The following is a 16299-nucleotide window of genomic DNA, read 5'->3' as shown; positions in this document are numbered from 1 at the left end:
AGTGCGAAGTCTTTGCCTTTTTGCATCCTATGGTCGATAGGGCGGTCATATGAAGCATCTATGGCATCTGCTCCACCATTCCGATCATGTCTTTGCACAGATCGTCCGCTATGGCCTGACCGGCGGGTTTGTGACGATTATCGCGGCGGGCATTTATTGGATATTGGCCGATCCGGTCGGGATCAATCCGCAATTGTCGAATGGTATTGCGTGGTTATTTGCCGTGATGACCGGCTATGCGATCCATAGCCGGTGGAGCTTCAAGGGCCATAATAGCACGGCATCCGAAGCAGTGATCACGGCGCGCTTCTTTGCAGTGGCGTTGATCGGCCTTGGTCTTAACAGCCTATGGGTATGGCTGATGACCGACTGGCTTGGCGGCCCCGACTGGTGGCCGGTGCCGCTGCTGGTGTTCGTAACCCCGGTGCTGGTGTTTCCGCTTAATCGTTATTGGGTGTTTCGCTGATCGCCTGATCTTTTTGTCCCGAGCTGGGGCGCAGGCGGAGCTTGGGTACGCTGCTCTTGCTTTGCAGCGAAGCGCCACGGCCGGACAGCGACGGGTTGGTCATGAAATAATGGTGGAGATTGAAGGGCCGTGCGGTCGCCTCCACGCGGTCATAATGACCATCGGATGCCAGAATCCAGCTTTGTTCGGTGTCGATCAGATTGGCGACCATCACCTGATCGAGGATCTGCGCATGGACCGTCGGGTTCTCGATCGGCAGCAAATATTCGACCCGGCGGTCGAAATTGCGTGGCATCCAATCGGCGGATGAAATGAATACCTTTGCCTTGCGATTGGGCAGAGCGGCGCCATTGCCCGTGCAAATGATCCGGCTGTGTTCGAGGAAGCGTCCTACGACTGAGCGCACACGGATATTGTCCGATAGGCCCGCCACGCCGGGACGCAGGCAGCATATACCGCGCACGATCAGTTCGACTTCTACCCCGGCGCTGCTCGCTTCATATAATTTGTCGATCACTGCGGGGTCCACCAGCGAGTTCATCTTGGCCCAGACGACACCGGGTCGACCGGCGCGGACATGGGCGATTTCCTCATCGATCAGCGCCATCAGGCGATTGCGCAGTCCATGGGGCGAGATCGTCAGCAACTCCATATCATGCGGCTCAACATAGCCGGTGATATAGTTGAAGAGCTGTGCCGCATCGCGACCGGCACGCGGATCGGCGGTGAAGAAGCTGATGTCGGTATAGATCTTGGCCGTGATGGGGTGGTAGTTGCCGGTCCCGAAGTGGCAATAGGTGCGGAAGCCATCGCCTTCGCGTCGCACCACCATTGAAACCTTGGCGTGGGTTTTCCATTCGATGAAGCCATAGACGACCTGCACGCCTGCGCGCTCAAGCGCACTTGCCCACATCAAATTCTGCTCTTCATCGAAACGGGCCTTCAGCTCGACCACGGCTGTCACCGATTTGCCTGCCTCTGCCGCGTCGATCAGCGCGCGAATGACCGCCGATTGCTTACCTGCGCGGTACAGCGTCTGTTTGATCGCGATGACATCGGGATCTTGCGCAGCCTGTGCGAGGAAGGCGAGCACGACATCGAATGATTCATAAGGGTGGTGGACGACGATGTCCTTCGACCGGATGGCGGCGAAGCAGTCGCCACCATGTTCGCGGATGCGTTCCGGGAAACGGGCGGTGAACGGCTTGAATTTGAGTGCCGGCAAGTCTTCATCGACCAATTGTGCGAGGTCTGCGATGCCGATAAAGCCGTCGACTTCGGTGATGATGCTATCCGGGCTGCCTAGTTGATCACGGATCAATTCGGCCAACACAGGCGGCATATTCGCGGTGTGTTTCAGACGAATGACCCGGCCGCGTCGCCGCCGCTTGATCGCGCTGCGGAAGAAGCGGACGAGGTCTTCGGCCTCTTCTTCCACTTCGATATCGCTGTCGCGGATGATGCGGAATGTGCCATGACCATCAACGCGATAGCCGGGAAACAATGTCCCGACATGGCGGATGATGAGCGTTTCCAGCGCAATATAGCGCCCTTCTGTGCCCGGCATCCGCACAAAGCGCGGGAGTGTGCCGGGGACCATCACCAATTCCTTGATCGGCTCATTATCGCTCAGCCTTACCAGATCGAAGATGATGCTCAATCCCTTGTTCGGGATGAACGGAAAGGGGTGGGCGGGGTCCAGCGCCTGCGGGGTCAGTACGGGGAAGATCTGGTCGCGGAAATGCTCTGCAAGCCAAGCTTCGCTCTCAATGTCGAGTGGGTCCAGGCCGACGACCCTCAACCCTTGATATCCAAGGTCGAGCCGAAGTGCGCGCCAGACTCGCTGTTGTTCCATCATCAGTGCATCGGCGCGTTCATAGATCGCGGCCAGTTGGCGTGCAGGCGTTAACCCATCGGCGGATCGTTCTTCGACCCCTTCCAGCACCTGACCAACCAGACCCGCCACGCGGACCATGAAGAACTCATCAAGGTTGTTGCCCGAAATCGAGAGGAAACGCAGGCGTTCCAACAAGGGATGGTTCTCGTTGCAGGCCTCTTCCAGTACGCGCTCGTTGAAGCCGAGCCAGCTCAGTTCCCGGTTGATGAATCGCTGTGTATTTTCGCGACCTTTGTCCGCCAACCCATTGGTGCTGCTGGTGGTAGGGGTAGAATTGTCATTTGCGCGTTGTGTCGAAGATTCGGTCATATTCATGACTATACACGCAATTTATGACGGGTCGATGACGGATGGCGTGGCCATTTGGAGCGCTGCGCGCGCCTGTGGAATCGTGAATGCGCCTTGCTTGCCTGCCGCCAATATCAAGGCGCGATCGACAAAGCGGTCCGCGGCGACATAGTCGCGTTCAAGACGGCTGGAGAGATAGGCGCGGGTCTCAGGCTCGACTATCAACCCATGACGTTCCAACTGCGCAGCGATAATGTCGATCAGCAATTGCTCGTCAGGATATTGAATTGTCACCGTCGGCGTCGCCGCGAGTCGTGATGCGAGGTCGGGGAGGGAAACCTGCCAATGGGGCGGGGCCTCATTGGCGATCCACAACTGGAATTTACCGGTTTCTTGTGCCTGGTTCCATGCATGGAACAATTCTTCTTCCGGCACATTATCCGCATTGTCGATTAAGCGTGCGTCGGTGCGGGCGGCAAACGCCCGTCCCAATAAAGACTTGCCAGATTTCCGAGGGCCGACCAGCAATGCCGTCCGCACCGGCCATATCGCAGGGCGATCAAGATAGCGCACGGCGAGCCGGTTCGCTTCACCGACAATGAAGGACAAGGGCTCGTTCCACTGGCGCCAATCCAGCGGCAGAGCGAGCTGGCTCATTGCCCTGTTCGCGCCTTACGAATGATGAGGCCGCTGCCGGTGCTGTCCACCTGCCAGCCGCGTGCCGCGAGCGCGGTGCGAAGGGCATCGAGATTGCCATCATAGCCGATGCGATACACCGATGTGCCGCCAATCGCGAGCGATCCCATGTTCAGGCTGCGCACGCCGAACATGCCGCGTAGCTGTGTTTCGGCGGCGGCAACCGAGGCGGAATCCGGCGTATCGATCTGAAGCGAGAAGCTTTGGGTCGAGGCGGATGGTGTTACCACCTGAAATTCATCATCAACGAGTTGTTCATTGGCGCTCTCGACCAGTTCTTCTGCTGTCGGCTCCGGTTCGATGATCAGCGACGGATCGGGATGCAGGCGGCCCTCGGCCATCGCTTGGGTCAGCGCGACATCAACCCGTTTGACCCCTTCGTCCATCAGCTTGGCGATGGCGGCATCCGTGCCGACACGCAAGGTGAAGCGGCTGATGATCTGCCCATCCGGCCCGTGGCGCACGGTGAATATCCCGATCACCGGGCCACCCGGATAATGCCATGTCAGCCGCACTTCCGGTATGATCACATCCGCCGCGCCATATTGATCGAGCAGCATCCGCCACCAGCCGCGCCCCGGGCGTCCGCTTTGCGCAGCGTTCAACAATAGTGGGTCCGCCCCGGTGCCGGTGGGCCGGACATAATCGATCGGGCTGCTGCCCGCGCGAAAACGCGCCCACGCCTTTTGCCATTCGGTGCGGGATTCGAAACTTTGCGGCGTGGTGCCGATCCATTGCACCGGCAAGACGAGCATCGGCGCAGAGCGCGTGACCTGCCCGGTAATGCCGAGCAACTGTCCGGCGCGCGCGCGGTCGAACAAAACGCCCAGCCGGGCGATATAACGGCGCGGCGCGATGAATTCTTCTTCGACCACCACGGCAGAGACAATGCCGTCCAGTGCCGAATCGGACAGGGTCGGGGCGGTACCGCCATTCATCTTGGCCCAAAGCGCGCGCCATGCGCGGCGCTGCGCTTCGCGCCAGCCAGCGATTCGCGCGGCCTCGGATGATTTTGACGCTACGTCTACGACAACGCCCGTGACCTCAAAGCTGCCGGAACTGTCAATCGGCGGCACGCCGCGGTCCGTGCCCTCGATTTGGGCGCGCAGCAGGCCGGTTGCGCCCAACGCGAGCGCCAGAAACGCCACGGCCACCAGCCCATAACGGCGCAATAACGCACCGACGCGCAAGGTCGTCTGGTGGTTTGAAATGGCGGGCGCAAGCATCACGTGCGCCTTTTGGCGACTTATCCATGGAATTCCAAGTCCGATATGGCTATCGGCGGAAAAATGGATAGCAAAAAAACCCCGACCGAATCCTACACCTATGCCAAGGCAGGCGTTTCGATCGCCGCCGGTAACGCATTGGTGCGGGCCATCGCACCCCTTGCTAAGTCGACCCGTCGCCCCGGCGCGGATGCCGAACTTGGCGGCTTTGGCGGCTTTTTCGACCTGCGCGCGGCGGGTTTCACCGATCCGCTGCTGGTCGCGGCCAATGACGGGGTCGGCACCAAGCTCAAGCTCGCAATCGAATCCGGTCGCCATGAAGGCGTCGGCATCGATCTCGTCGCGATGTGCGCGAACGATCTGATCGTGCAGGGCGCGGAGCCATTGTTCTTCCTCGATTATTACGCGAGCGGCAAGCTCGATAATGTCGTCGCCGAATCGGTTGTCGCCAGTATCGCGGCAGGCTGCATCCAAGCGGGCTGCGCGTTGATCGGCGGCGAAACGGCGGAAATGCCGGGCATGTATGCCGAGGGTGATTACGATCTCGCGGGCTTCTGCGTCGGCGCGGTGGAGCGCTCGCAGGTGTTGACTGCCGATAAGGTGGCCGCAGGCGATGTGATTCTCGGCCTCGCGTCTTCCGGCGTGCATTCCAACGGTTTCTCGCTGGTGCGCCGCCTCGCGACCGACAAGGGCTGGAAGCTCGACCGTCCGGCCCTGTTCAATCAGGACGTGCTGCTGATTGATGCGCTGATGGCGCCGACTCGCATTTATGTGAAGTCGCTGCTGCCGCAGGTTCGCGCCGGTAAAATTCACGCGATGGCGCACATCACCGGCGGCGGTCTGCTCGAAAACCTCCCCCGCGTCCTCCCGGCCCATCTTCATGCCTATGTTGATGCCGATGCATGGCCGCAGCCCCGGCTGATGGCGTTCCTGCAGGCGCAGGGCAATATCGAACCGGGCGAAATGGCCCGCACCTTCAACTGCGGCGTCGGCATGGCGGTTGTGGTGGCGGCGGACGATGTCGCGGATGTCACCGCCGCACTCGAAGCTGCGGGCGAAACCGTGCATCGCATCGGTCATATTACCGAAGGGCCGAAGGGCTGCACCGTCTCCGGCTCGGATGAAACTTGGGGTGGCCGGGGCAACTGGACCGCCACGCATTGTGAATAAGACTGGGGTGAATAACAAGCGGGCCAAAGTCGGCGTCCTGATCTCCGGGCGCGGGTCGAACATGGCGGCGTTGCTATACGCCGCCAAACACCCGGATTGTCCCTATGAAATCGTGCTGGTCGCGGCGAATGATCCGGATGCCAAAGGGCTGGTGCTGGCCAAGGCCGAGGGCATTGCCACATTCGCGCACAGCCATAAGGGCATGAAACGCGCCGAATTCGATGCCATTATCGATGCCGAACTGCGCAAGGCCGGGGTCGAATTTGTCGCGCTCGCGGGCTATATGCGCCTGCTCTCGCCGGAGTTCGTGTCTGGTTGGGCACAGCGGATGATCAACATCCACCCGAGCCTGTTGCCGAAGTACAAGGGACTACACACCCATGAACGGGCGCTGGCCGCGGGCGACAAGGTCGGCGGCTGTTCGGTCCATGTGGTCACGGCTGAATTGGACGATGGCCCGGTGCTGGGCCAGACCGAAGTCGCGATCCTCGCTGATGACACGGCGGATAGCCTTGCCGACCGCGTGCTGATTGCCGAGCATCAGCTATATGCGCGCACCTTGGCCGCGTTCGTGCGACGAGAATCCGCCCAAGGTTGACGCCATAGCCCCCGACTTTGTATAGGGCGGGCCAAGGCGACCAACAGGGTCGCCTTTTTCTTTTGCAACACAGGACGTCTGTTTTCCGTTAGATTTCGTCAGAAAGGAAATTTTGCCATGACCATTACCCCGCTGATGCCGGTTTACCCGCGGTGCGGCGTGCGTCCGGTCCGAGGCGAAGGCTGCTATCTGATTGGCGAGGACGGTCGGCGTTTCCTTGATTTCGCGAGCGGCATCGCCGTCAACGCATTGGGCCATGGCCATCCCCATCTCGTCAAGGCGATTGCCGATCAGGCAGCGACCCTGATGCATGTGTCGAACCTTTATGGCTCGCCACAGGGTGAACATCTGGCGCAACGGCTGGTGGACAACAGCTTCGCCGACACCGTGTTTTTCACCAATTCCGGCGCGGAAGCGGTGGAATGCGCGATCAAGACGGCGCGGCGTTTCCATTATGCCAATGGCAATCCGGAACGCTTCACCCTCATCACCTTTTCCAACGCCTTTCATGGCCGCACGCTCGGCACGATTTCGGCGACCAACCAGCCAAAGATGCGCGACGGGTTCGAACCTTTGCTACCCGGCTTCAAGGTCGTTGAATTTGGCGATCTTGATGCGGTGAAGGCGGCGATGGACGAGACCACTGCCGGTTTCCTGATCGAACCGATTCAGGGCGAAGGCGGGCTGAAACCAGCCACCCCCGCATTCCTTAAGGCATTGCGCGATCTCGCTGATGAAAACGGGTTGATGCTGATCTTGGATGAGGTCCAGTGCGGCTATGGCCGGACCGGCACCTTCTTCGCGCATGAACAATATGGCGTCACGCCCGATATCATGGCCGTGGCCAAGGGCATTGGCTCGGGCTTCCCGCTCGGCGCGTGTCTCGCGACCGAACATGCCGCCAAGGGCATGGTCGCGGGCACCCATGGCTCGACCTATGGCGGCAATCCGCTCGCGATGGCGGCGGGCGAGGCGGTGCTGGACGTGATGCTGGAGCCGAGCTTCTTTACCAACGTCAAGGCGATGGGCGACCGGCTCCGGTCCTCGCTGGAACAGCTCATCCCGAATCATGACGATCTGTTCGAAGAAGTACGCGGCATGGGCTTGATGCTCGGCCTCAAGCTCAAGGTCGATTGCCGTGCCTTTGTCGCCCATTTGCGCGATAATCATGGCCTGTTGACGGTCGGCGCGGGCGAAAATGTCGTCCGCATCCTGCCGCCGCTGATCATCGACGAAAGCCATATCGCCGAAGCCATCGAGAAAATCTCCGCCGCCGCGCGGGATTATGAGGTCGCCGCATGACAACGCCGCATCGCCATTTTCTGAACCTGTCGGATGCGGGCGGCGACGCCATCGCATTGATGCTGAATGACGCGATTGACCGCAAAGCGGCGCGACGCGGCCTCCCCAAAGGCACGCCCGATGCGGATGCGCCGCTTGCGGGCCGCACCTTGGCGATGATCTTCGAGAAAAATTCGACCCGCACCCGCGTATCGTTCGATATGGCGATGCGCCAATTGGGCGGCACGCCGATGGTGATGGACGCAGGCTCGATGCAACTTGGCCGGGGCGAACCGATTTCGGATACTGCACAGGTGCTGTCGCGCATGGTCGATGGCGTGATGTTGCGGACCGATGATCATGCCAAGGTCGTGACCATGGCCGAAACCGGTTCCATCCCGATCATCAACGGCCTGACCGATCTCAGCCACCCCTGCCAGATCATGGCCGATCTGCTGACCGTGATCGAACATGGCAAGTCGCTGCCGGGCCTGAAATGGGCATGGCTGGGCGATGGCAACAACGTCCTCCATTCGATCATCGAGGCCGGAGCCTTGCTCGGCTTCTCGGTCATGGCCGCCTGTCCGGAAGGCTATGATCCCGATCCGGACTTCACCGCACAGCATGATGCCAATTTCTCCCTGACCCGCGATCCGTTGGAAGCGGTGAAGGACGCGGACATCGTCGTCACCGATACCTGGATTTCCATGGGTCAGGCCCATGCCGAGGCCAAGCTCGCGGCGATGATGCCCTATCAGGTGACGACCGCGCTGATGGCCAAGGCCAAGCCCGACGCCCTGTTCCTCCACTGCCTGCCCGCCCATCGCGGGGAAGAAGTGACGGCAGAGGTGATCGACGGCCCGCAATCGGTGATCTGGGATGAGGCCGAAAACCGCCTCCACGCCCAAAAATCGATCCTGCTCTGGTGCTTCGGGTTGCTCGGATGACCAGTCCCGCGCCTGCGCATAATGTGGCGCTCGGCTTCACTATCCCGGCGCGCAATGCGCGTGGGCGCGTGGTCAAGCTGTCGGATACGCTCGACCTCATCCTGTCGCACCATAATTACCCCCCGGTCATTGCAAAGCTGCTGGCCGAGGCCTTGGTCCTCACCGCCTTGTTGGGGTCGTTGCTGAAGGAAGAAGAAGGCCAGCTCACCGTGCAGGCCCAGTCCGAAGGCGGGATCGTCAGCCTGTTGGTGTGCGATTATCGCAATGGCGAATTGCGCGGCTATATCCAGCATGATGACGAACGCCTCGCCGAAATCGGCCCGACGCCGTCTTTATTCGGCCTGTTCGGCAAGGGCTATCTCGCCATCACCTTCGATCAGATCGTGTCCGGCGAACGTTATCAGGGCATCGTCCCGCTGGAGGGCGCATCGCTCGCCGATGCGGCGCAGAGCTATTTCGCGCAAAGCGAACAATTACCGAGCCTCGTCCGCATCGCGGCGGATGTGCAGGGCGAAACCGGCAATCTCGCTGGCGGCCTGTTGATGCAATATCTGCCGGAAGGCGAAGAAGGCCGCACCCGCCTGCATGTCGATGATAACCACCCCGGCTGGTCCGATGTCGAGGCGCTGGCGCTGACCGTCTCGCCCGCCGAATTGATCGACGACCGGGTCGCGCCCGACCTCTTGTTGTGGCGCTTGTTCAACGAGGAACAGGTCCACATCCTCCCGACCGTGGAGATCAAGCGCGGCTGCCGCTGCACGCTCGAATATTACAAGGGCGTGCTCAGCCGCTTCCCGGCAGAAGAACGCGCACACATGGCCGATGAACAGGGCATCATCGGCGTCGACTGCGCCTTTTGCGCCAAGCTTTTCCCGATTGTCGCCGCAGAGCTTTGATCCGGATCATGCGGCGCAGAGGGAGGGGAAGATGTTGAAATCCGCTCGCAGACTTGCCGCCTTGGCCCTGATTGTTGCGTTGCATGTCCTCCCCGGCGTCGCCAGCGCCGATAGCCGGTTCGAACCGGGGCAATATCAGGTCCGCGAATTCGGCCCCACCGCGCATCCACAGCCGGTCGCGATCTGCGTCACTGATCCGGCCATATTATTGCGTCGCGAACATCCGGGCAGCCATTGCATCCAGACAGTTCTTGCCCAAAACCCGATGGGCCTGACGGTCCATTACACCTGCGCGGCCAAGGGCTGGGGCCGGTCGGTTTTGCATTTCGAAACCCCGCGTCTGGTCCGGCTTGAAACACAGGGCATCGCCAATGGTCTGCCCTTTTCCTATAGCGCCGAGTTGCGCCGCATCGGCGATTGTGGAAAATTACCCTAAAATCTGTGCGGCTGAATCCGCACACATGACGTCCAGCAAGGGCAAGGGGGATCACATCATGGATAGCACCGCATCCGACACCGTATCCAGCACCGCATCCGATATCGTCACGGCCTTTGTGGCGGCATGGAATCGGGTTGATATGGATGGGATCTGCGCGTTGCTGGCGGATGATGTATTCTATCACAATATCCCGATGGATCCGATCATCGGCAAGCAAGCCGCCATGGCCTTTATAGCTGGTTTCCCGCCATTCGAAGCGTGCGATTGGCAAGTCCATCATCAGGTCGCAACCGGCAATATCGTGATGAACGAACGCACCGACCGCTTATGTTTCAACGGCGTCTGGGTGGGCTTCCCGATCGCGGGCATCTTCGAGATCCGCGACGGCAAGATCGCCGCATGGCGCGATTATTTCGACCTCGCGATGTTCGAACGCGAAATGGCCAAGATCCCTCCCCAGCCCGCGGCCTGACGCGGTCTTAAATCAACCCGGCCAATGGGCTGGAGGGGTCGGCATAGCGCCTTTTGCCCATGCGCCCGGCGCGATAGGCAAGGCGACCGGCCTCGACCGCATGGCGCATTGCGGTGGCCATCATGATCGGGTCTCCGGCTTCGGCAATCGCGGTGTTCATCAACACGCCCTCGCAGCCCAGTTCCATCGCGGCCGCCGCATCCGACGCGGTGCCAACGCCCGCATCGACCAGCACCGGCACCGATGCACCCTCGACGATCAGGCGGATCATCACCTCATTCTGGATGCCAAGGCCCGATCCGATCGGCGCGCCCAATGGCATGATCGCGACCGCGCCGACATTTTCGAGCCGTTTCGCCATGATGGGATCATCCGCGCAATAGACCATCGGCAAAAAGCCTTCCTTGGCCAGCACTTCGGTCGCCCGCAATGTTTCCACCATGTCCGGGTACAGCGTCTTCGCCTCGCCCAGGACTTCCAGCTTCACCAAATCCCAGCCGCCCGCCTCGCGCGCCAGCCGCAACGTGCGGATCGCGTCATCGGCAGTAAAACAGCCCGCCGTATTCGGCAGATAGGTGATCTTCTTGGGATCGATAAAATCCGTCAACATCGGCGCCTTGGGATCGGAAATATTGACCCGCCGCACCGCCACGGTGACGATTTCCGCGCCTGACGCCGCAACGGCGGCGGCATTCTGGGCAAAATCCTTATATTTCCCGGTCCCGACGATCAATCGCGACCGGAATGTCCGGCCCGCCACTGTCCAGCTATCATCCGCATGATCGCCACCGCCAACAAAATGCACGATTTCGAGCTGATCCCCATCCGCCAGCGCCACATCCGCATAGGTCGAGCGCGGCACGATTTCGAGATTGCGTTCAACGGCGATCTTGGCCGGATCGAGTTCAAGCAAGGCGGCCAGTCCGGCAAGCGTCGTGCCGGTCGGCACATGGCGCGCGTCGCCGTTGATGGAAAGGGCGATAGTGGCAAGGGTATCAGTCATGTCATTAGCCCTAATCAATGGCCGTGGGCGATGCAATGGTCCCGCGCGTCAGTCGGGCCATTCGCGATTGGCATCCAGCACCACGCCCGCAAGATAAAGCGACCCCATGATCAACACGAGAGGCCGCTCCGCTTCCCCCATCCGGGCGGTCAGCATCGCCAGCGCCGCTGCGACATCCCCCGCGACATCCGCAGCGATGCCCAACGCCCGCGACTGTGCCGCCAGCACATCCGGCGCATGATGGGCATGATCCGGCACCGGCACGGCGATTAACGAGGCGGCAATGCCCGCAAAGGGGGCCAACACCCCCGTCAATTCCTTGTTCGCGAGCAGTCCGGCCACCAGATGCACGCGCTGCCCCGGCAACAACATCGCGCGCAGATGATCGGCTACGACTGTGGCCGCCGTCGGATTATGCGCGCCATCCAGCAGTAATGTCGCGTTTTCCGGCAACAGATCGCGCAACGGCCCGGCATGCAATGGCTGCAACCGCGCAGGCCAGCGGGCCGCCATCAACCCCTGCGCCATGGCCTCGGGAGATACCTCCAGCCGGTCCTGATGCCGCAACATCGCAACGGCAAGCGCGGCATTATCCGCCTGATGCTGGCCCGCCAGCGCAGGCAATGGCAGGTCCAACGCCCCGGCGGCATCGCGATAATGCAACCGGCCCGCCTCGACCTGCGCCTCCCAATCGCCCCCGCGCGGATAATGCACCGCCCCGGCCAGCGTCGCCGTTTCCGCCACTACCTGACGCAGCGCCGCCGGATAATCTTGCGTCACCAATGGCCGACCCGGCTTGGCAATCCCGGCCTTTTCCCCGGCAATGACGGGCAGGCTGTCGCCCAGAAATGCCTCATGATCCATGCCCAATTGGGCAACGCCCGCGACCAATGGATCGATCAGCACATTGGTCGCATCCAATCGCCCGCCAAGGCCCACCTCGATGATACAGGCATCGGCAGGCGTGCGGGCAAAGGCAAGGAATGCCACGGCGGTCGTCACCTCGAAAAAGCTCGGTTCAATCCCCGCCGCCACATCCAGCACTTCGGACAGCAGCGCAGCCAATGGCGCATCATCGATCAACCGCCCCGCCAGCCGTATCCGCTCGTTAAACCGCACCAGATGCGGGCTGGAATAGACATGGGCGCGATGTCCCGCCGCCTCCAGCATCGCGCGGAGCAGGGCGCAGGTCGATCCCTTGCCATTGGTCCCGGCGACATGAAACACGGGCGGCAGCGCCAGTTGCGGATTGCCCAGCCGCGCCAATAATAGCGATATCCGTTCAAGGCCCAGCACATCGCGCCCCGGCGACAGCATCGTCAGCCGGTCCAGTTGCGCCTGTACTTGAGGATTGGAAGATCGCGCCTTGTCGGCCATGGGCCAGTTCGGGCGGCTTACGCCGCCTTCTTGCCAGGTGCGAGATAGCCGATCAACTGTGCCAGCGTCGCCCGCAGTTCATGGCGATGGACGACCATATCGAGCATCCCGTGATCAAGCAGATATTCCGCCCGCTGAAAGCCTTCCGGCAATTTCTCGCGGATCGTGTTCTCGATCACCCGCTGCCCGGCAAAGCCGATCAACGCGCCCGGTTCGGAAATCTGGACATCGCCCAACATGGCATAGCTCGCCGTCACGCCGCCCGTGGTCGGGTCGGTCAGCACGACAATATAGGGCAGGCCCGCATCGCGCAGCTCGGCAATCGCCACGGTCGTCTTCGGCATTTGCATCAGCGACAAAATGCCTTCCTGCATCCGCGCGCCGCCCGCTGCCGTGAAGATGATATAGGGGCATTTGTCGGCAATCGCCTGACGCGCGCCGACGACAAAAGCCGCGCCCACGCCCAGACCCATTGATCCGCCCATAAACGCAAAGTCCTGCACGCCGATCACGGCCTTCTGGCCCTCGATCTTGCCCTTGGCGTTGATCAGCGCGTCCGTCTCGCCGGTCGCGGTCCGTGCGGCCTTGATGCGGTCGGTATAGCGCTTTTGATCGCGGAATTTCAGCGGGTCTTCGCGCACGGCGGGCTGGGCCAGCACCGTCCAGCTGCCCTCATCGAACAGCGCGTGAAAGCGTGCCTTGGGGCCGATGCGACCATGATGCTCGCATTTGGGGCAGACATGGGCATTGTCTTCAAATTCGCGGGTGAAGATCATCTGCGCGCATTTGGGGCATTTGTGCCAGAGATTGTCGGGCGTCTCGCGCTTGGTGATCGATGCGATACCCTTGCGTACCCGGTGGAGCCAGCTCATCTGTTTCTCCTATCGCAGCGCAGCGGACAGCTTGGCGACAAGGTCGCGCACTGGTCCGGCTGCCTGTTCGCCATGTTCGGCAACAAGGTCGACAAGCGCCGACCCCACAACAACGCCATCCGATACCTTGCCAATGGCGGCTGCCTGTTCTGGCGTGCGTACGCCAAAACCGACGGCAATCGGCAGGTTGGTAAAGGTTTTCAGCCGGGCCACAGCTGTATCAATGCTCGACTGGGCGGCCTGCTGCATGCCGGTAATCCCGGCGACCGACACATAATAGATAAAGCCCGATGCCCCATCCATGATGGTCGGCAGGCGTTCCGCATCCGATGTCGGCGTCGCAAGGCGGATGAGATCGATCCCCGCCGCGCGCAAGGCGGGGCCAAGCTCGGCATCTTCTTCCGGCGGAATATCGACGCAGATGACGCCATCGACGCCCGCTTGCTTGGCGGCGTTCGCAAACCATTCCGGCCCGCGCTTCACCATCGGATTGGCATAGCCCATCAACACCAACGGCACCTGCGGGTGACGCGCACGGAATTCCGTGGCGATCCGCAACAGATCGGCGGTCTTGGTCCCGGCCTCAAGGCTGCGGATATTCGCGCGCTGGATCGCGGGGCCATCGGCCATCGGATCGGTGAACGGCATGCCGAGTTCGATCACATCCGCACCGCCTTCGACCAGCGCATCAAGAATCGCAGGCGTGGCCGCCGGGTTCGGATCGCCCCCGGTCACAAAAGTAACCAACGCCGCCCGCCCTTCGGCGCGGCAACGGGCAAAGCTGTCGGCAAGGCGGCTCATATCGTCACCCCCAAGGCGTCGGCGACCGTGAAAATATCCTTGTCCCCCCGACCGCAAAGATTGGCGATAATGATCTGGTCCGCATCCATTTCGGCGGCGCGCTTGATCACGGCAGACATGGCGTGGCTCGGTTCCAGCGCCGGAATAATGCCTTCAACCGCGCACATGGTCTTGAATGCTTCCAGCGCCTCCATATCGGTGGCCGAGGTATATTCGACCCGCCCGATGCTGTGGAGCCAGCTATGTTCCGGCCCGATGCCCGGATAATCAAGGCCAGCGGAAATGCTGTGCGCTTCGATGATCTGGCCATCGTCATCCTGCAACAAATAGGTCTTGTTGCCATGAAGAATGCCCGGTTCACCCCCGGCGAGCGACGCCGCATGGGCATCGGTATCAAGGCCATGGCCTGCGGCTTCTACGCCCAGCATCGCCACTTCCTCATCATCGAGGAACGGATGGAACAGGCCAATCGCGTTCGACCCGCCACCAATGGCCGCAACCAGCAAATCCGGCAAACGACCTTCGCGTTCGAGAATCTGTTCGCGCGCTTCCTTGCCGATCACCGATTGGAAATCGCGCACCAGTTCGGGATAGGGATGGGGACCAGCGGCGGTGCCGATGATGTAAAAAGTATCGTCCACATTGGCGACCCAATCGCGCAACGCATCGTTCATCGCATCTTTCAGCGTGCCTGCGCCCGATGTCACCGGGCGCACTTCCGCGCCGAGCAATTTCATCCGGAACACATTCGGCTTTTGCCGCTCAACGTCCGTCGCGCCCATGAAGATAACGCACGGCAGGCCAAATAACGCCGCCACGGTCGCCGTCGCCACGCCATGTTGGCCCGCGCCGGTTTCCGCGATGATGCGGGTCTTGCCCATGCGCTTGGCCAACAGAATCTGGCCGACGCAATTGTTGATCTTGTGCGCGCCGGTATGGTTCAGCTCATCGCGCTTGAGATAGATTTTCGCGCCCTTGCCGGGCTTGGCCGTAGAGCGAACAAATTCGGTCAACCGGCTCGCGAAATATAAGGGGCTGGGCCGACCGACATAATGGGTCAACAGATCCTCAAACTCGGCGGCAAACGCGGGATCAGCCTTAGCCGCCCGATATTCGCGCTCCAGTTCCAGAATCATCGGCATCAATGTTTCGGCGACATAGCGGCCACCAAATTGCCCAAAATGCCCGGAATCATCGGGTTGGGCGCGGAATGAGTTGGTCAGGGTCATAATAACGACGTTGCTTTAAGGAATTGGGCGATTTTGTCCACATTCTTCACGCCCGGCGTGCTTTCGACCCCGGAAGAAATGTCCAATAGCGTTGCCCCGGTGATGGCAACGGCCTGCGCCACGCTGTCTGCATCCAGCCCGCCGGATAAGGCCCAAGGCAAGGCATGGCGCACGCCGCGCAGCAATTCCCAATCGAAACTGATGCCCAATCCGCCCGGCAAATCGGCACCTTCCGGCGGCTTGGCATCATATAATAACAGGTCCGCCGCCCCGACAAATCGCGCGGCCTCGCGCAGATCGGCCCCGGTCCGCACCGCCACGGCTTTCCACACCTCAATCCCGGTCAATCTTTTGACCTCGGCCACGCGCTCTGCCGTTTCCTTGCCGTGCAACTGAATGGCGGTGAGCCGTCCGGCCTGCACCATTGCTGTGATCATTTCATCATCGGCGTCGACAATGACCCCAACCCGCCCGATCCTATCCGGCACGTGCTGCGCCAGCCCGGCCAAGGCCTCAAAGCCGAGATGGCGCGGGCTTTTCGGGAAATGTACAAAACCGACATGGCTTGCGCCATGCAGGATTGCCGCCTCCAATGTATCGGGCGTGGATAGTCCGCAAATCTTGGCCTGAACGGGCATTTT

At 61.1% G+C, this 16299-nt stretch carries 16 protein-coding genes and 1 pseudogene; 8 read left to right on the top strand and 9 right to left on the bottom strand.

The annotated features are described in order from the left end of the window. The first annotated feature begins 49 nt into the window (after nucleotides 1–49). The gene (locus K6117_RS11125) at nucleotides 50–466 is read left to right on the top strand and encodes a GtrA family protein (protein WP_221794985.1); all 417 of its coding nucleotides are present in this window, start codon (nucleotides 50–52) and stop codon (nucleotides 464–466) included. On the opposite strand, the gene K6117_RS11120 is transcribed toward K6117_RS11125, so the two are convergent. Genes K6117_RS11120 through K6117_RS11110 form a run of 3 tightly spaced genes read right to left on the bottom strand, consistent with a single transcriptional unit; the run spans nucleotide 441 to nucleotide 4573 of the window. After that, a complete protein-coding gene (locus K6117_RS11120) occupies nucleotides 441–2678 on the bottom strand; it encodes an RNA degradosome polyphosphate kinase (RefSeq protein ID WP_425514709.1) in 2238 nt (745 codons plus the stop codon). The two genes, K6117_RS11125 and K6117_RS11120, sit on opposite strands and share 26 nt — an antisense overlap. 15 nt (nucleotides 2679–2693) lie before the next feature. After that, complete coding sequence (locus tag K6117_RS11115) at nucleotides 2694–3308, bottom strand: P-loop NTPase family protein (protein ID WP_221794981.1); 615 nt, start codon at nucleotides 3306–3308, stop codon at nucleotides 2694–2696. Beyond that, a complete protein-coding gene (locus K6117_RS11110) occupies nucleotides 3305–4573 on the bottom strand; it encodes a heavy-metal-associated domain-containing protein (RefSeq protein ID WP_246605052.1) in 1269 nt (422 codons plus the stop codon). Before K6117_RS11110 ends, K6117_RS11115 begins: the two co-directional genes overlap by 4 nt. 63 nt (nucleotides 4574–4636) lie before the next feature. Between K6117_RS11110 and purM the strand changes: the two genes are divergently transcribed. From purM to K6117_RS11075, 7 genes and pseudogenes are all read left to right on the top strand, one after another. Beyond that, entirely contained in the window at nucleotides 4637–5743 is a 1107-nt protein-coding gene (gene purM, locus K6117_RS11105) for a phosphoribosylformylglycinamidine cyclo-ligase (RefSeq protein ID WP_221794979.1), read from the top strand. Further along, nucleotides 5694–6326: pseudogene (purN, locus tag K6117_RS11100) on the top strand (phosphoribosylglycinamide formyltransferase); the annotation flags it as partial. The gene purM and the pseudogene purN, both read left to right, overlap by 50 nt. 132 nt (nucleotides 6327–6458) lie before the next feature. Next, nucleotides 6459–7643 (top strand): aspartate aminotransferase family protein, encoded by a 1185-nt coding sequence (locus K6117_RS11095; RefSeq protein WP_221794977.1) that lies wholly within the window; start codon nucleotides 6459–6461, stop codon nucleotides 7641–7643. After that, nucleotides 7640–8569, top strand: coding sequence for an ornithine carbamoyltransferase (gene argF, locus K6117_RS11090; RefSeq protein WP_221794975.1), 930 nt, complete (start codon nucleotides 7640–7642; stop codon nucleotides 8567–8569). The genes K6117_RS11095 and argF overlap by 4 nt, the downstream gene beginning before the upstream one ends. After that, nucleotides 8566–9465 (top strand): Hsp33 family molecular chaperone HslO, encoded by a 900-nt coding sequence (gene hslO / locus K6117_RS11085; RefSeq protein ID WP_221794972.1) that lies wholly within the window; start codon nucleotides 8566–8568, stop codon nucleotides 9463–9465. Before argF ends, hslO begins: the two co-directional genes overlap by 4 nt. Nucleotides 9466–9496: 31 nt before the next feature. Further along, nucleotides 9497–9901 (top strand): DUF3617 domain-containing protein, encoded by a 405-nt coding sequence (locus K6117_RS11080; RefSeq protein ID WP_221794970.1) that lies wholly within the window; start codon nucleotides 9497–9499, stop codon nucleotides 9899–9901. Nucleotides 9902–9959: 58 nt separating this feature from the next. Then, on the top strand, nucleotides 9960–10376 hold the full coding sequence (locus tag K6117_RS11075) for a limonene-1,2-epoxide hydrolase family protein (RefSeq protein ID WP_221794968.1): 417 nt from the start codon (nucleotides 9960–9962) through the stop codon (nucleotides 10374–10376). 7 nt (nucleotides 10377–10383) lie between these two features. Here the strand turns inward: K6117_RS11075 and thiS are convergent, their stop codons facing one another. The 6 genes from thiS to K6117_RS11045 are packed head-to-tail and all read right to left on the bottom strand — an operon-like array spanning nucleotide 10384 to nucleotide 16296. Next, nucleotides 10384–11379 (bottom strand): sulfur carrier protein ThiS, encoded by a 996-nt coding sequence (thiS, locus tag K6117_RS11070; RefSeq protein WP_221794966.1) that lies wholly within the window; start codon nucleotides 11377–11379, stop codon nucleotides 10384–10386. A 48-nt stretch (nucleotides 11380–11427) separates the two neighbouring features. After that, nucleotides 11428–12756: a bifunctional folylpolyglutamate synthase/dihydrofolate synthase gene (locus K6117_RS11065; protein WP_221794964.1), complete on the bottom strand. Its 1329-nt coding sequence runs from the start codon at nucleotides 12754–12756 to the stop codon at nucleotides 11428–11430. A 17-nt stretch (nucleotides 12757–12773) separates the two neighbouring features. After that, nucleotides 12774–13628, bottom strand: a complete 855-nt coding sequence (accD, locus tag K6117_RS11060) for an acetyl-CoA carboxylase, carboxyltransferase subunit beta (RefSeq protein WP_221794962.1) — start codon at nucleotides 13626–13628, stop codon at nucleotides 12774–12776. A 9-nt stretch (nucleotides 13629–13637) separates the two neighbouring features. Further along, complete coding sequence (gene trpA, locus K6117_RS11055; RefSeq protein ID WP_221794960.1) at nucleotides 13638–14429, bottom strand: tryptophan synthase subunit alpha; 792 nt, start codon at nucleotides 14427–14429, stop codon at nucleotides 13638–13640. After that, entirely contained in the window at nucleotides 14426–15658 is a 1233-nt protein-coding gene (gene trpB / locus K6117_RS11050; protein WP_221794958.1) for a tryptophan synthase subunit beta, read from the bottom strand. The genes trpA and trpB overlap by 4 nt, the downstream gene beginning before the upstream one ends. Continuing rightward, a complete protein-coding gene (locus K6117_RS11045; RefSeq protein WP_221794956.1) occupies nucleotides 15655–16296 on the bottom strand; it encodes a phosphoribosylanthranilate isomerase in 642 nt (213 codons plus the stop codon). Before K6117_RS11045 ends, trpB begins: the two co-directional genes overlap by 4 nt. Nucleotides 16297–16299 lie beyond the last annotated feature (3 nt).

This window comes from Alteraquisediminimonas sediminicola, from assembly GCF_019740335.1.
GTDB classification, from domain to species: domain Bacteria; phylum Pseudomonadota; class Alphaproteobacteria; order Sphingomonadales; family Sphingomonadaceae; genus Alteraquisediminimonas; species Alteraquisediminimonas sediminicola.
This window is presented reverse-complemented; position numbering and strand designations above follow the sequence as displayed.

What these genes read in the sequence shown, in the direction of transcription:
- K6117_RS11110 (WP_246605052.1), bottom strand. Translation starts at nt 4,573, where the DNA reads ATGCTTGCGCCCGCCATTTCAAACCACCAGACGACCTTGCGCGTCGGT.
- K6117_RS11095 (WP_221794977.1), top strand. Translation starts at nt 6,459, where the DNA reads ATGACCATTACCCCGCTGATGCCGGTTTACCCGCGGTGCGGCGTGCGT.
- K6117_RS11115 (WP_221794981.1), bottom strand. Translation starts at nt 3,308, where the DNA reads ATGAGCCAGCTCGCTCTGCCGCTGGATTGGCGCCAGTGGAACGAGCCC.
- trpB (WP_221794958.1), bottom strand. Translation starts at nt 15,658, where the DNA reads ATGACCCTGACCAACTCATTCCGCGCCCAACCCGATGATTCCGGGCAT.
- K6117_RS11075 (WP_221794968.1), top strand. Translation starts at nt 9,960, where the DNA reads ATGGATAGCACCGCATCCGACACCGTATCCAGCACCGCATCCGATATC.
- K6117_RS11045 (WP_221794956.1), bottom strand. Translation starts at nt 16,296, where the DNA reads ATGCCCGTTCAGGCCAAGATTTGCGGACTATCCACGCCCGATACATTG.
- hslO (WP_221794972.1), top strand. Translation starts at nt 8,566, where the DNA reads ATGACCAGTCCCGCGCCTGCGCATAATGTGGCGCTCGGCTTCACTATC.
- purM (WP_221794979.1), top strand. Translation starts at nt 4,637, where the DNA reads ATGGATAGCAAAAAAACCCCGACCGAATCCTACACCTATGCCAAGGCA.
- thiS (WP_221794966.1), bottom strand. Translation starts at nt 11,379, where the DNA reads ATGACTGATACCCTTGCCACTATCGCCCTTTCCATCAACGGCGACGCG.
- accD (WP_221794962.1), bottom strand. Translation starts at nt 13,628, where the DNA reads ATGAGCTGGCTCCACCGGGTACGCAAGGGTATCGCATCGATCACCAAG.
- K6117_RS11065 (WP_221794964.1), bottom strand. Translation starts at nt 12,756, where the DNA reads ATGGCCGACAAGGCGCGATCTTCCAATCCTCAAGTACAGGCGCAACTG.
- trpA (WP_221794960.1), bottom strand. Translation starts at nt 14,429, where the DNA reads ATGAGCCGCCTTGCCGACAGCTTTGCCCGTTGCCGCGCCGAAGGGCGG.
- argF (WP_221794975.1), top strand. Translation starts at nt 7,640, where the DNA reads ATGACAACGCCGCATCGCCATTTTCTGAACCTGTCGGATGCGGGCGGC.
- K6117_RS11125 (WP_221794985.1), top strand. Translation starts at nt 50, where the DNA reads ATGAAGCATCTATGGCATCTGCTCCACCATTCCGATCATGTCTTTGCA.
- K6117_RS11080 (WP_221794970.1), top strand. Translation starts at nt 9,497, where the DNA reads ATGTTGAAATCCGCTCGCAGACTTGCCGCCTTGGCCCTGATTGTTGCG.
- K6117_RS11120 (WP_425514709.1), bottom strand. Translation starts at nt 2,678, where the DNA reads ATGAATATGACCGAATCTTCGACACAACGCGCAAATGACAATTCTACC.